This window comes from Ruegeria sp. J8, from assembly GCF_056531925.1.
In genome coordinates this window covers 205,420-220,335 of the sequence record NZ_JBQFMR010000003.1, presented here as the reverse complement: position 1 = coordinate 220,335, position 14,916 = coordinate 205,420, and the positions used below count along the sequence as shown (strand labels likewise).

The following is a 14,916-nucleotide window of genomic DNA, read 5'->3' as shown; positions in this document are numbered from 1 at the left end:
GACCGAGGTTCCAAGAGATTGCGGTAGTCGAGAAGTCGCAGCGGGGTCAGGCTAATCTGCAGGCGCTCCGGCAATTTGGGCCTCTTGTGCCTCCTTATTGCGCCAATCTTTCGGGGATATGCCGAAGTTCCGCGTGAAGGCTCGGGTGAGTGCCGATGTTTCGGACAAGCCGACCAATTGGGCGATCTCCTTGATCGAATGATCAGATGTGGTGAGCAGTTCGGAGGCCTTTTCCATCCGCAGCCGGTTGATCACCTTGGACGCCGTTGTTCCGTAGGAGGACAAGCGCTTGTTCAGCACCTTGGTGGTGATGCTGCACATCCGGGCGGCCTCGCTCACCGTCAGCGCCGGATCGGACAGCCTTGATCGCACGAGAATTTCGAAGCCTTCGAGGTAGTCCAGGGGCACATCGACCTGAACCGGTTCTTCGATATCATTGTCGTGGTTCACGAGGAGTTCGGGGTTGATTGGAAGCGACAGCCAGGCCGCCGGAAAGCGGATGGAGAATCCCCTGTTGTTGCACTTGATGCCCCGCACGCCATGAAACTGCTCCGGCAGCAGGGTCGGATCGCAGAGGCGCAGAACAACCTGGGTTGGATCCCATCGGAAATCGAGAACACGGTGCAGCAGGGAGATCCAGATCCCGACGAGAAAGGCGTCCGAATGGCCCGGCGACACCTCGGGTTCGAAATTGCGACTGGTGGTGAAGTAGGCGTGTTCCTCCTCGATCAGGAGCCGGAAGGACACCGCGTTGCTTTCCTTCGAGACGATCTGGGTGAACCGGGTGAAGAAATCGCCAAGGGTCACCGACTGGCCGAGGAGCGCCCCACGCGGCAGGAACTTCAACAGGTCTGTCTGTTGTCCCGCCAAGGCGCAGATATCCGGCCGGGTGATGTCGGCGATGGAGGCCAGCGCCGCATAGACCGTGTCATGCGGGATGAACTCGGCCGGGTTCAGGACCTGTTCCTCGCTCAATCCATGCAGCCCGAGCGCAAAGGCCGGATCCGCATCGAGCCGCCGCATCATCGCTACGACGGGGCCGAGGACCGTAGCACGTACGAGGGACAAACCGTCCTTTTGTTCTCCTTGCGGCATCCACATCACCCTTTCGCTCTCCGACACGCTACGGGCGCGGGCGCCTGACGGCCAAGCAGAAATTGGCTGAAATTGACCGGATCGGGTCAGAAAAATGCACCACGGGATCAGCGGGTCAAAAGAATCTCGGGGCACATGTGCATAGTGGGAGGATCGGTCCGCAGGAAGACCGACCCCTGGGAGGACACCGAATGACAACACTCAACCTGAAGGCGTTGCTGCCGGCCATGTCAATGGCAATTGCGCTCACGACGCCTGCCATTGCGCAGGATATCCCCAACATTCCCTCGGAGGTCACGCTGTTCAAGAACGTGATGGTCTTCGACGGGGTGAATGACGGCTTGAAAGATGTCGACGTGCTCGTCGTCAAGAACAAGATTCACAAGATTGCAGAGGACATTCCCGAATCCGGCACGTGGGAAGTCGAAGTTCGAACGGGCGGAAGCAAGCGCCTGCCCGATCCTGTTGGCGGTATCGACGGCTATTCTTTCACCATCCAGACCGAACGCGGTATCGAGACCAAAGAGGTCGAGGTCAATGTGATCGACGGCGGCGGACGCACCTTGATGCCGGGACTGATCGACAGCCATGTGCATGTGAATATGTACAAGGATGGCACGATCCCGGGCCTTCAGGACACGACATGGGAGGAGATCGGCGCACGTTCTGCGGCCTTTGCGCAGGAAATGCTGGCGATGGGCTTCACAACCGTGCGCGACATGTGCGGTGCACATGGTGGACTTCGTGCGGTAATCGACGAGGGTTCGCTTCCGGGCCCGCGGATATACTCGTCCGGCGCCTGCCTCAGCCAGACCGGTGGTCATGGCGACTGGGGGATCGCCGGGCAACGCAAGAACGAAAGCAATCTTGAACGGCTGGAGATCACGCGGCTTGTCGACGGCCCTGCCGAAGTGCTCCACGGCGCGCGGCGGAACTTTGCGCTTGGGGCCAACTACCTCAAGATCATGGTCAGTGGTGGTGTGACCTCCATCAAGGACCCGATCTACCAGTCCGCCTTTACAGACGAAGAAATCGCCGCTGCCGTCGAGGTGGCCGGGGACATGGATTCCTATGTCGCCATGCATGTCTTCATGGATAGCGACCTGTCGCGCGCGCTCGATCTCGGGGTCAAAGTGGTGGATCACGGCCTGACCATAACGGAACCGACGATGCAGAAGCTGGTAGAGAAGGAAGCGTTCTTCTCGCCCAACCTGACCGCGTTGGCGCCCGAGGCGCTTGAGCATCCGATGCACCAGGACCCGACCTTCCCGCCGACGGCGAAGTTCCTCTGGTTGCGGAAAAACAGCGAGCAGTTGTTTGATCTGGTGCGGAAGTACAAGCCGAAGATGGTGTTCGATTCCGACTACGTGCTGCTGACCGGTGTGCCGTACCGGCAGTCGATGGACTTCACCAAGGCTTTCATGGCGCGTGAGTTCGGCAACCTCTGGGCCTTGCAGATGATGACCTCGAATGGCGGCGAACTGGCCGCACTGACGGGACGCGGAAACCCCTATCCCGAAGGCAAGCTCGGCGTGATCGAGGAAGGTGCCTATGCCGATATCCTCATCGTTGACGGAAACCCGCTCGAAGACATCACTGCCATCGGCGCTGTCGATACATGGTTCGATGCCGAGCCACGCGGGCAGGACGTGCCGAGCATTCGCGTCATCATGAAGGACGGCAAGTTCTACAAGAACACGTTGAACTGAACTTTCGGCGGGGCGCTGGCTCCGCCGTCAACATTGCGGAAGGGCAAACTTATGAAGCATCTTTTCAAGTCCACATTACTGGCGGGCGTGGTGTCGCTCGCTGCCGGCATGTCCTCTGCGCAGGACGAAGCGCTGCCGCAGACCCTGTTCACCAATGTCCATGTTTTTGACGGCGTGAACGAGGCGCGGATCGAAAACGCCAGCGTTCTGGTCGAAGGCAACCTGATCAAGGAAATTTCGACGGACGGGATCGAAGCGCCCAACGCAACCATGATTGACGGCGGCGGGCGCACGCTCATGCCGGGGATGCATGACCAGCACGTGCATTTGCTGGTGTTCAACCCGCTCAGTGACGGGTTGCGCCAGAACATCACGCCCTTCCATCTTGGTGGCGTTGCAACGATCCGGTCCGAGCGCATCCTGATGAACGGGTTCACGACGGTTCGTGACCTCGGCGGACCGGCAAAGTCCATCGCGCGGATCATCGATACCGGTATGTTCCCCGGCCCGAGGATCTATTCCTCGGAGGCCTTCATCACGCAGACATCGGGCCATGCCGATTTCCGCAAGCTGAACGACCGGCATCCAACCCTGTCGGGGCAAGGCCCATCGCATTGGGTCGACACGGACATGAGCTTCATCGCGGATGGCCCGGAGCAGATCCGCATGGCGGTGCGCGAGAACCTGCGGCGCGGGGCAACCCAGATCAAGGTCATGGTCAGCGGTGGGGTCACGTCCGAGTTCGACCCGCTGCATTCGCTTCAGTACCAGGCGGACGAGATCCAGATGGCGGTCAAGACCGCCGAGCAATGGGGCACCTACGTCACCTGCCACGTGTTCACCGAGCAGGCGATCCGCAACTGTATCGACAACGGTGCAAAGACCGTTGAGCACATCCCGTTCCTGACCAAGGAGGCCGCCGAGATCATGGTCGAAAAGCAGATCATGTTCGCGACGGCGGTAGCCCCGGTCTACTCGGTGACGACCGAACAGGCGGAAGCCTTCTACACGCCAGCCTCGTTCGCCAAATGGAAGAGTGTCCGTGACGCCGCCGCCAACATGATCGAGGTGATCCAGACGACACCGGGCATGATCGACCTCTACACTCTGGGCACCGATCTCATCAACAACTGGGACCAGACGCTTGAGCAGGACAAGAAGATGAACGACGAGTTCAAATACCTGCACGAGGCCAAGTTCAAACCCTTCGACATTCTGCGCATGGCCACATCGAACGGCGCCCGCATGAACCGGCTTACGGGCTTGAACAATCCGTATCAAGACGGCCCGCTCGGCGTGGTCGAGGAAGGCGCTTACGCGGATCTCCTGCTGGTCGATGGCAACCCGCTCGAAGACATCCTTCTTCTGGCCGATCCTGATCCCAACCTGAAGGTCATCATGAAGGACGGCGTGATCTACAAGAACACGCTGGACTGAGGAGAGCGCGGGGCGGTCTCCCTCGTCCGCCCCGCGTTTTTTTGCCCGACGCAATCATCCCGGAAGGACTGACCGTGAAACACCTCACTCTTGCCACTCTCATGGCCCTCTGCAGTTCGATGGCGGTTGCTCAGGAGTGCGACGTCGCGCTTCTCAACGGCCGCGTCATGGACCCGGAAACCAATCTTGATGCCGTGCGCAATGTCTGCGTGACCGGCGACAGGATCACCGCGATCACCGAAGATGCCTTGACGGGCAAGCGCGAGATCGACGTTTCCGGGCATGTAGTCGCGCCGGGATTCATCAACACCCATTCGCATTCCTTTGGCGGCTTCGATCAGAAGATGATGGCCCATGATGGCACGACGACGATCCTCGATACCGAGAGCGGCGTGGCGGATGCCGACCTGTTCTACGACAAGTACGAGGGCAATTCCTTTCTCAACTTCGGTTCCGGGATGGGGCACGAGGAGATCCGGCGTGTCGTGATGGATGGGGTTTCAGTCGAGCTGGCATCCGATCCGACCTACATCCTCAAGTCACGCGGTGCAGCCGAGGAAGAAGACGGACATGCCAGCTGGGCGCTGGATGTTCCGACTGCGGATCAGCTCGTCGAAGTCATGACCATGTATGAAAAGGGTCTTCGCGCCGGGGCGATCACCGTCAACACGACGGTGGGATACATGGGATACAACACCTATCCGAAGGAGATTTTCGCGCTTCAGAAAATGGCGAAGAAGTATGACCGCTTCTTTGGCGCCCATACCCGTTTCGGTCCGACCGAGAGCCTGCCGCTCTACTATTCCCTGGGCGCAAACGAGGTGATCGCAAACGCCGTTGCGCTCGACGGGGCCCTGATCCTTTCCCACATCCAGAACCAGGGGTGGGAAGAAATCTACGAGCTTGCGCGCCGCCTGCAAATGCGCGGAATGACCATCTTCGCGGAATACTACCCGGCCATCACCGGCAATCCGAACATCGCGACACCGCAACTGCTGCCGGACAAGATCGAGGCGAACAATATCGTTCCGACCCGCGATATCTTCGATACCAGCACCGGCGAACTCTACGAGTCCGACGAGGAGTTCTTCCGGCAGCAGAAGGAGGATCCGAGCAAGCCGATTTTCATCACAGTCCGCCCCGAAGCAGACCTGGAGCGCTGGATCCACATGAAGGATATTGCGATCGCCAACGACATCGTCGGCTTCACCGTCGATGGCGAACCGCTGCCGATCGAGGCCGATTTCACGGAGTACGGGGGGCACCCGCGCAATGCCGGCACCTATGGCATCGTGTTCCGCGAGGCCCGTGAACAGGGCATCGCGCTGATGGAGATGGTGAACAACGCCTCCTACATTCCCGCGAAGTACTTTTCCAAGGTGGACCTGAAGGCGATGCAGGAACGCGGCCGGATGCAGGAAGGCATGATCGCGGATATCACGATCTTCGACCCCGACACGATCACCGAAACATCATCGATGAAGAAGGGCATGAACGGCTCCTTCACCAAGGGAATCCCCTACGTTCTGGTGAGCGGGCAGGTCATTATCGACGACGGTGTCGCTAATATCGACCTGCGGCCCGGGCAGCCGATCCGTTACCCGGTCATCGAAGGGGGCGAGATCGATCTGGACCTCGGGGACAAGGAATTCACCTGGCACGCCGACATCGAAACGCCAGAGGATGAGCATTCCGAGTTCCCGCTCCGCCCTGCCGAGCTGGAACACTCCATTCCCGGAGCTCCGGGGCATTGAACCCACAAGAACGGTCAGGGCAGCCATGCTGTACTGACCACAACATCGAAGCAATTCCGGGTGGCAAGATGAACAGGATCCTTCTTTCGACAGCCCTTTGCGTCTCTGCGACAGTTGCAGCGGCGCAGGACACAAAAGACATGCGCACCTTCCTGTTTATCGGCGCATCCAACAGCGCCGCCTGGGAGATGCAGATCGCCAATCCCGGGGACCGCGCGGCCTCGGTGAAGGGTGGGATCGAGGCGCTCGGCGGCGAGCTTTTGAGCTACTATTGGGGGCTTGGGAACGGGAAGAACTACATCACCGTCGCCCTGCCGGACGACCCCACCTTCATCCAGGCCTTCTATGTCAGCCGTCTCGGTGACGGGTTGCTGGAGGATTACCAGATGATCGAATTGATGAGCAGCGCCGACATGGCCGAAGCCCTCGCCCGTGTGCCGGAGATCAAGGCGCAGGACGATCTCAAGTAACCGGACTGCACACTCGGGACGATCCAGAAGGGAACATCAAATGAACTTCAGCCCTGTGTGTGTCGGCGGAGTCGTATTATGCAAATAGTTGCCATTGGCCTGCTGTCCGCCTTCTTTCTCTTCGCCAGTTCGATCAAGATCCTTGGCTGGCAGAAGCTCATCTTCGAAACGCAACTGGCGATGTTCGTCAAATACGGGCTGAACCGTCAGATCATGGCGCTTGTCGGTGGTGTCGAGCTTTTCGGGGCGGTGGCGATCTGGTTTCAAGGCAGCTTGCTCGGGCCGCTCGGGGCCGCTGCCCTTCTGGGCACGTCGCTTGGCGCAATCGGTTGTCATCTGATCTGGGACACTTGGAAAGACGGTGTGCCTGCCATGATCACGGCTACGCTTTCGGCCTTCGTCCTCTGGACGGGCCGGGATGTCGTACTGGCGATACTTGCATGAGCGGGCCGAAGAAGAATCAAGAGCAACAAGAGAGACCTCATATGGGACAGGCAAGGCTTCTCGGTACGGTCATCGTCGCTGGCTTCTGGTTATCAACCGGAGCCTTGGCGCAGGAAAGCCGGTCAACGTCCGCCCTGGAGGCCGCCGCAGCGGTCTCGCTCGGTGGCCCGGCATCCACGCAGGCCCAACTGGAACAAGACCGAGTGCGGCGGTTGCAGGACTCTCGCTGGCCGGGGCTGGATGCGGCATTGGACCCCTTGGAGGCATCGCGGCAACGCTTTGCCGAACGCACCGGCCTGAACCTCTCCTTCGACTACCAGGCCTATTACCAGTCCGCGACCGAGAGCCTGACCGATATCGACGAGGCCGCCTTGGGCCAGGCGCGCATTCTGGGCCAGTGGACGCTGCTCAATCGCGGCGGCGAAAATCCCGGGCAATTGGTCTTCACATTGGAGAACCGCCATCTGCTCGGCACGGACATCGCGCCAAGCGGGCTTGCCGGGGAAATCGGCTATGCGGGCGTCACCGCAACGACATTCAGTGACACCGACACGACCCTCTCCGTCGCCTACTGGTCCCAGACGCTCGCTGGCGGGAAGGCCGGTTTCGTGGCCGGCCGGATCGATCCGGGAGACTACTCGGACATCCTCGGCTACGTGAACCCACGCACGACTTTCTCCAATTTCTCGATCCTGTTCAGCCCGGTCCTGCCGATCCCCGATCCCGGCTTCGGCATTGCGGGGGGCGGTTTCCTGACCGACCAGATCTATGCCCTCGGTGTCCTGTCGGATGCAAACGGCTCGCTGACCGATGTCGAGTGGTTTCCCGGTGGCCCCGAGTTCTACAAATACGCCGAGATCGGATGGACGCCCGAACGCTCGAAGCGCTTTCTAACCAACGTTCACCTCGGGGTATTTCACGTCGATGAACGCACCGAGGCAGGCGTGCCGGAGAGCTACGGGGCGATCCTGTCTGCCAACCACACGATCAACGAGGAATTCATGATCTACGGACGCCTCGGCTGGTCGGAGGGTGAGGCGCCGATCGCCCGACGCGCAGCCAACGCTGGACTTCTATGGCGGCCGGGCCTCTATGACGACCTCTTTGGGTTTGGCGCGACCGTTGCGGACCCGGTAGATGAAACGCTCGACACCCAGACCACAATGGAGGCCTTCTATCGGTTGGACCTGTCGGACAATGTCGCCCTGACGGCGGACGTCCAGCACATGATCAACCCGGGCTTCAACGATCAGGACACGACCGTTTTCGGCTTGAGGCTGCGGATCAATCTTTGACCTGAGTAGCGGCGGATAGAATGCCGTCTGGTTGGGAGTGTCGTGCCTGCGCCGGAACGGCCCATGCAGCCATCGCGGCCAAGGAGGCGACCCCTTGGATGATTGGCATTGCGTCAGGCGAAAGTCTTGACGGCAGAACAACCGTCGAATTTGGCTTGTTGCTCTGCAATGTCAGCCATTCCAATGAAGCTGTCGGATGCTCTCAAGCGGGGGCATGGCGGTTCGCTTAGATCTTTCCACAGAAGGCGGCCACGGAGGTCGCCACCGTCAGAAAGGTTGGAACCGATGACAAACACCCTCAAGAACACCGTATTCGCCGCCCTTGCCGCCTCACTCGCCCTCGCTGCCCCGATGGCCGCCAATGCCGGTGACATCGGTGAGAAAGCCCTCAAGGGCGCTGTGGCCGGCGCCGTGCTGACCGAAATCACCGGCGGCGACGCCAAGGACGGCCTGGCCCTCGGCGCAGCCGCCGGTGCGCTCGGTGGCAAGATCGCCGAAGACCGGGATCGTCAAGATCGCAAGGACGATCGCAAGAAGGGTGGCAACAAGCACAAGCGCTGATCCCGCAACGAGACAACCGGAACGGTTTACCCCTTCCAACCGACGCTGGAGAGATCCGGCATCTGCTTCAAACCCGTTAGGCCTCATGCCTGCCGGGTTTGTTGCGTCAGGGTGGTTCAGGAAGACGGAGAAACGTGAAAGTGCGGGCCTATGATCCGAGCAGTCCGGCCTCTACTCAGATCGTTCGCCCTATGCCAGGGGCGCTTCTGTTGCTGGCTGCTCCCTGAAGTCGCTGGGGGGCTGTCCGTACCATCTTCGGAATGCCGTGCTGAAGGTACTGGCGTCGCTATATCCGAGAAGATAGGCGATCTCGGTGAGCGGAAGCGTGCTGTTGAGCAGATAGTCCCGGGCCAGAGCCTTTCGCAGATTGGCGACGACCGCTGCGAAGCTCGTGCCCTCGTCGGTCAGTCGGCGGGCCAGCGTTCGGGCGCTCATCCCAAGTTCCGCCGCAATTGCGTCCTGCTGGGCCGTGCCGGCTGCAAGACGCGCCGTGATCTGCCTCTCAACAACCCGGGCCACACTGTTGGGTGTCTGCGGCATCCGAGCCAGCGTGTTCTCGCAAATGACCGAAAGCGTCCGCTGCAAGTTGTCGTCGGCCGTCAACAGCGGCACATCCATATCAGCCGCCTTGAAGGCAATGCTGTTCTCCGCGGCACCAAACAGGACATTGCAGCCAAAGAACCTGTCGAGGGCCTCGGTGCCGGTCAGCCGCTGATGCGCGAACCGAACATGCGTCGGACGGATTTGCCGATTGGAGTAGTCCCGCAGGGCGAAGACCGTGCCAACGGCTCCAAACTCGGCATATTGCCCGGTCGGAATGCTTGCTGGCACATCGTAGTGCCAGGTCAGCCGGGTGGTTTCCGGGCCTTCTTCCATGGCCGTCTTGCTCGCGTCACCGATCACGCGCTGAAAACGGGTGATGTTTCGAAGGTAACCGCCAACGGTAGGTGCCGAAACGCCGACATAGGCGAGCAACCCGGCCTTCCTGACCAGGTCCGGCGACTGTGCCAGGCGGTATCCGACAAGGTCGTCCCTGGTCAAAGCGCTCGCCTTTTCAAACAACCAGGCAGTCTTGTCGAAGGACCAGCGAGCATCCGGGTCTTCGAGTTGAGATCTGGTTATCCCGAACTCCTTTCGGATATCCCGCTCGGAAAGGCCTGTTTTCTTCAACTCACCGACAATGATCTGTCCCCAGATTGCGCTGTGTTTTGGAATCTCGGATTTCATTTCTGGTCCGTAGTCTCGGTGTCTGACGTGTTGCGCCACGTTAAGGCCCGTCTGACCTTCTTGCCAGTTGCCAAAGCCAACGTTCGAACAACGCAACGCCCGTTTCGTTCAATACCCGCAGTGCCTTTCACACACTCGCCACCAAGGTAGGCGCGACGTCGGTCGCGAGTAACTCGAGATCCGTGCGGTGTGACACACCGAGTAGCGGCGCACATCGTCCGGGTTGGGCAGCTTGCTTGTTCGCTGTGGCTTTCGAAGCCGCCATTCTCGGCGCGCTACTTAAAAGTCCGCTCTGGGCCGAGCGTATAGCCTTAGATTGGAGGTACGGCACGCACGGCGACCAATTGTCTGGCCGCCACCCTTTCGCGATGTATCATATACAGCCCCGCACTGATGATGATCGCAATGCCAAGCAGGCTAAGCGTGTTCGGGAAGTCATTGAAGACAAGATAGCCGAACAAGGTTGCGACAGGCAGCTCAAAATACTGCAGCGGTGCCAGCGTGACGGAAGGCGCGAAAGACAGCGCGTAGGTCATCATCATGTGGCTCACCGTCGCGAAAAAGCCAGCGCCAAGAAGCCACAACAATGCGATGTCTGTCGGCCAAACGGGATCAAACAAATCAGAGCCGGAACCTTGCGCAACAATTAGAGCTGGAATGCAAAACAGGCTGGCGATCAGGCCGGTGTGGAATTGCAGGGTCACAGGGTGCACCCGACGCGACAACCCCCGGGTCACAAGAATGTAGAAAGCGAAACCAACTGCCGTGCCAAGCGGAATAATGGCAACCGCGCCGAAAGCTGCGAAACTGGGCTGGATGACGAACAACACCCCGACAAACCCCACAAGCGCTGCGCCAACGCGACGCGGGCCGACGTCTTCACCAAGATAGAACTTGCCGACCAACAAGACGATGAACGGGGCTACGAACACGATTGCCAGCGCATCGGCAAGGGGCATCACCCGGATCGCGGCAATAAAGCAAAATGTTGCGAACACCAGCAGCAATGAGCGGAAAACCAGCACCATCACCTGACCTTTCGCCACGCGCAACGACAGTCCCATTATCCAGATGAAAGGCGCCATTAGCGCGCATTGCACCACAAACCGCGCAGCCGTAATCTGTCCCACCGGCACACTGGCCGACGCGAGTTTCGCAGACACGTCCAGCAAAGGAGCGGTTAGGCAAAACCCCAGCATCAGAGCAACGCCGACAAGGGTGCGATCCGGAGATTGAGGTATGGGTTCAGCAGAGGTCATCGTTTCATTTAGAGATGTCGCCAAATGCGTGTCTGTTCTCAATACGACGACAGGCAAAAATCCCGCAATGCACGAGTTCGGGTTGAATTGGATATAGCGCTCGTGGCGAATGTCTCCTCTGAAGGGCCGCACAGTCGCATCAGGTGGCTGGGTCAAAGGGCAGATAATGGCCCTCCTTGCATCGCATAGCGCCCACATCCAGAACGTACTGCACTGCATCTGTGTTCAGCCTCGAGCCCTTTCTACCATTTGGTTGACGAGTAATCCCGCAGCCGATAACCAGTGTTCAATGGAAAACACTACGACTATCGCAATGACTTGGTGGCTGGCCTCCTGACAGGGTGGCCGGATGACCAAACGTATTCCGAGGCCGCCGCATGGGCGGCCTTTTGTTTTCCGAGCTTCCCGGTGCGCCGCCTCCTTTTTATGAGAAGACGCAAATGAACAAACCAACCATTCTGACAGGTGACCGCACCACAGGACCGCTTCACATCGGGCACTATGCAGGCTCGCTTGCAAACCGGCTGCGCTATCAGGACAGTCATGAACAATTTCTGCTGCTGGCGGATACTCAAGCCCTAACCGACAACGTCCATGACCCGCAGAAGGTGCGGCGCTGCGTGATGGAGGTCGCGCTGGACTATTTAGCCGTGGGCATTGATCCCGGTCGCACTACAATCTGCCTGCAATTGCATCTTCCGGCGCTGGCCGAGCTGTCGGTGCTCTACTTGAACTTTGTCACGGTCGCGCGGCTCGAACGCAACCCGACGATCAAGGACGAAATTCGCGTGCGCGGGTTCGGACGGGATATCCCCGCCGGATTTCTATGTTACCCGGCGGCACAGGCGGCGGACATCACCGCTTTCAAGGCGACGGTCGTGCCGGTCGGTGAGGATCAGGCCCCGCTGATCGAGCAAACGAACGAGATCGTCCGGCGCATCAAAGCAACCGCAGGCGACGCCGTCTTGCCCGAGGTGCGGGCGATCATCCCCCGGGCGGGCCGGTTGCCCGGTATCGACGGCAAGGCCAAGATGTCGAAATCCAGCGGTAACGCCATTGCGCTGTCCGCATCGTCCGAGGAGATCCGAAATGCTGTCAGGGCGATGTTCACCGATCCGAACCACCTGCGTGTCGAAGACCCGGGCCGCATCGAGGGCAATGTCGTCTTCACCTATCTCGACGCCTTCGATCCGGACCAGGACGGGCTTGCCGAGCTCAAGGCTCAGTATCGGAGAGGCGGGCTTGGCGATAGCAAGATCAAGGCGCGTCTGGAAGCTATCCTTCAGGAGCTCATCGCCCCAATTCGCGAGCGTAGGGCACAGCTCTCCGAAGACCGGGGATACATTCTTGATGTGATCAAAGAAGGCACGGAACGGGCGCGAGAGCGCACCGAGACGACAAGGCGGGAAGTGGTGAGTGCCTTACATCTGTTCCAGTTGTAGATGACCAGAGGCGGGCAACCGGATGAAAGTCCGTTTCGCCCGCGCTTTCGACCTTCGCCCCTCTCTCACTCACGGTGCCCGACCTATTGTCATGTCGTAAGCTTAGGCAGCAGTTTCATCTCGCTCATGGAGGGCCGGTGAGTTAAAGGCCGTTAGCAACCAACCGTAGTCCGGATCGAACGTGTACAGCCGTTCCGGCGCTAAACGCTCTTGCAAAAGGTCGATGACCGCTGCCTCGTAATCACGTGAACCTTCGAACAACTCCTCAAAGGTAGTCCTTGAACATTCAAACTCGACCTGATCGATAATCGGCATCAATCCGGGGCGCCCTTGGCGGTCAACCCAATCCCACCGGGTGATCAGTACGCCGCTTGCCGAGCAGAACTCTGAAAAGAGTTCAAATCGGACGCGCCTGTCCTTTTCGTTGAGGATCAAGCGGCCGTTGGCGACGGCATCAGCCAGAAGTTTGAACAAGCCAACATCTTTATTCATCGTGTTCCCTTTGTTTTGCTGTTTGCATGGGGGACGTGTGTTCACAGCAGGAAAACAAAAAATAGTTTGTTTGGGAGATCGAAGGTTTACCAGCCCATTCGAGCTATGATGACACGCGGCAAGTACCCACTTTGTGGCTGAAACCCAGATAGATCAGCCGAAGCCCCTGCCCGTTACAACGTTGGTTGGCCGGCTTACAGTCAGACACAACCAGAGATCGGTACACATAACACCCGTTCAGCGACGTTCGCGCTTTGTAGCGGATTCGGCGCTCGCGCAGGAGTTGACTTACCGGGTCGGCATCAAAGCCGAGCAAAATAGTGAGAGAAACAAGAGTTCTGGAACGTGGCAACGATGTCAGTGTCAACTTGTAAGCGACGGACTAAACTTTATTTTGATAAATCCAGTTCAGAAAGGCATCCACATCTGACAAGTCTTTTACTCCGATGCGTTTACGGACTGCTTCAATGACTTCGCAAACCCGACCGTATGCGTCTGGTGAGAAGAGAGTGACCGTATTGGGTGGGTTTGCACCGAGTGCGCGCAATGCGGCCGCGGTATTGCCGTTAAACACAGCATATCGCTTAGGCGCATAAGTGCACAACATCTCAGTAACCATATTGATTCCCACACCCTTTGTCTCTGAAGCAGGCCCCCTCATTTTTGAGTAACCTTCTTTGACAGGGAGTTTTGCTGCGTTCTCCGCAAGCGCAAACAGCTTTAAGGTTTTCTTGGGCTGAGTAAGCGCAGCCTGCCCACGTCGATGAATGTCGCCAGAATGCCAGAGGTGATTGTGCCCGTCCCCGGACGTAACAAGATCTCGGAACAAAGATTGAAATTTGTCTCTATCAAATTGTGATAGACTTTGCCGCGCGGCCATATTTGAAAGTTCTCTCTGAACCAACCTTGCGCGCCGTCGGTCGCGCCTCCGCGTCATAAGCGCTTCCATCTGCAGACGGTCCTGACGAAATTCTTCGTGAAGGGAGGTCAACGTCGCTAAGTCGAACACAGCGGTGTTAGCTTCATCAATCTCTTTCTCGACGCGGCGCAGGGTATGCTGCGCTATTTCGTACCCAGAACAGTACTGTTCAAGTACGATTGGATCGAGTTCCTCGGATGTGTTTTCCGATCGATACGATGAGAACACATCGTTTAACTGTGCGAGCAACGGATCGTTCAGTTCAAGTTTCCAAGACAGAGAAATTTCTTCATTCTTAGTCAAGGCTCCTCCTGTGAGGTTCGCCGAGCCCATCAATATTCGCGCATCTGTTTTTCCTATGCCCAAGTATATCTTTGGGTGAAATGTCGATCCTGAAGAGTTTTTGACCAAATAAACTTTGAGCGTTTCGTATTGCCGCGAGAGATCGAGGAGTTCCTTGAGGGCCTTAGGCTCGGTTATCCAAAAGTCACGGCCAACGAACATCTCAAGTTTCGCACCGGCAGTCAGGCGTGAGTGAAGCGCCCGAATAACCTTTTTGAGCCCTTTTGCCTTCAGAAATGCTACGGCAATCGAAATTTCAGTTGCATTTTCAACGACACGCCGCAATGCGTCCAGATGATTTCCTGTAACGCTCTCGCTTGCGTTACGCACCAGGCAAGGCTCTTTAATACCGGTTGCGCCATCTTTCATGGTATTTCGCGTTCCTTTTTCTTTGGAAGCCTTCATTATGTGAACGTTTTATGCTCTTAAACCTGAAGCACCCCAAGCAGGCTTGCGGTTTCATTTTTGGC

The 14,916-nt window shown here is 58.3% G+C and carries 13 protein-coding genes; 8 read left to right on the top strand and 5 right to left on the bottom strand.

Annotated features, from left to right (window positions below; all coding sequences use genetic code 11):
• Positions 1–51 precede the first annotated feature (51 nt).
• Positions 52–1,095 carry a helix-turn-helix domain-containing protein gene (locus tag ACR0L1_RS07750; protein WP_170357385.1) on the bottom strand — a complete coding sequence of 348 codons (1,044 nt, stop codon included), beginning with the start codon at positions 1,093–1,095 and terminating at the stop codon, positions 52–54.
• Between the two features lie 191 nt (positions 1,096–1,286).
• Here ACR0L1_RS07750 and ACR0L1_RS07745 point away from each other — a divergent pair, with 191 nt between their 5' ends.
• The 7 genes from ACR0L1_RS07745 to ACR0L1_RS07715 all read left to right on the top strand — a co-directional run bounded on the left by ACR0L1_RS07745 (position 1,287) and on the right by ACR0L1_RS07715 (position 8,765).
• A complete protein-coding gene (locus tag ACR0L1_RS07745) occupies positions 1,287–2,804 on the top strand; it encodes a metal-dependent hydrolase family protein (protein WP_170343540.1) in 1,518 nt (505 codons plus the stop codon).
• A gap of 51 nt (positions 2,805–2,855) precedes the next feature.
• Positions 2,856–4,241, top strand: coding sequence for a metal-dependent hydrolase family protein (locus tag ACR0L1_RS07740; protein ID WP_170342821.1), 1,386 nt, complete (start codon positions 2,856–2,858; stop codon positions 4,239–4,241).
• Between the two features lie 74 nt (positions 4,242–4,315).
• Positions 4,316–5,995, top strand: a complete 1,680-nt coding sequence (locus tag ACR0L1_RS07735; RefSeq protein ID WP_480858070.1) for an amidohydrolase family protein — start codon at positions 4,316–4,318, stop codon at positions 5,993–5,995.
• A gap of 140 nt (positions 5,996–6,135) precedes the next feature.
• The gene (locus tag ACR0L1_RS07730) at positions 6,136–6,465 is read left to right on the top strand and encodes a hypothetical protein (RefSeq protein WP_170357382.1); all 330 of its coding nucleotides are present in this window, start codon (positions 6,136–6,138) and stop codon (positions 6,463–6,465) included.
• Between the two features lie 78 nt (positions 6,466–6,543).
• Complete coding sequence (locus ACR0L1_RS07725) at positions 6,544–6,909, top strand: DoxX family protein (protein WP_170342826.1); 366 nt, start codon at positions 6,544–6,546, stop codon at positions 6,907–6,909.
• Entirely contained in the window at positions 6,906–8,204 is a 1,299-nt protein-coding gene (locus tag ACR0L1_RS07720) for a carbohydrate porin (RefSeq protein ID WP_480858067.1), read from the top strand. Before ACR0L1_RS07725 ends, ACR0L1_RS07720 begins: the two co-directional genes overlap by 4 nt.
• A 285-nt stretch (positions 8,205–8,489) precedes the next feature.
• On the top strand, positions 8,490–8,765 hold the full coding sequence (locus tag ACR0L1_RS07715) for a glycine zipper domain-containing protein (RefSeq protein ID WP_170343544.1): 276 nt from the start codon (positions 8,490–8,492) through the stop codon (positions 8,763–8,765).
• Positions 8,766–8,954: 189 nt separating this feature from the next.
• Here ACR0L1_RS07715 and ACR0L1_RS07710 read toward each other — a convergent pair whose 3' ends face one another.
• Together ACR0L1_RS07710 and ACR0L1_RS07705 are read right to left on the bottom strand one after the other, a co-directional pair.
• Positions 8,955–9,992, bottom strand: a complete 1,038-nt coding sequence (locus tag ACR0L1_RS07710) for an AraC family transcriptional regulator (RefSeq protein WP_170342831.1) — start codon at positions 9,990–9,992, stop codon at positions 8,955–8,957.
• 311 nt (positions 9,993–10,303) lie between these two features.
• Complete coding sequence (locus ACR0L1_RS07705; RefSeq protein WP_480858065.1) at positions 10,304–11,251, bottom strand: DMT family transporter; 948 nt, start codon at positions 11,249–11,251, stop codon at positions 10,304–10,306.
• Between the two features lie 440 nt (positions 11,252–11,691).
• Between ACR0L1_RS07705 and trpS the strand changes: the two genes are divergently transcribed.
• The gene (gene trpS, locus ACR0L1_RS07700; protein WP_480858063.1) at positions 11,692–12,693 is read left to right on the top strand and encodes a tryptophan--tRNA ligase; all 1,002 of its coding nucleotides are present in this window, start codon (positions 11,692–11,694) and stop codon (positions 12,691–12,693) included.
• A 102-nt stretch (positions 12,694–12,795) separates the two neighbouring features.
• Here trpS and ACR0L1_RS07695 read toward each other — a convergent pair whose 3' ends face one another.
• Both ACR0L1_RS07695 and ACR0L1_RS07690 read right to left on the bottom strand, forming a co-directional pair.
• Entirely contained in the window at positions 12,796–13,185 is a 390-nt protein-coding gene (locus ACR0L1_RS07695) for a recombinase family protein (protein WP_480858061.1), read from the bottom strand.
• Between the two features lie 382 nt (positions 13,186–13,567).
• Positions 13,568–14,851, bottom strand: a complete 1,284-nt coding sequence (locus tag ACR0L1_RS07690) for a phospholipase D-like domain-containing protein (protein WP_480858060.1) — start codon at positions 14,849–14,851, stop codon at positions 13,568–13,570.
• Positions 14,852–14,916: the final 65 nt, after the last annotated feature.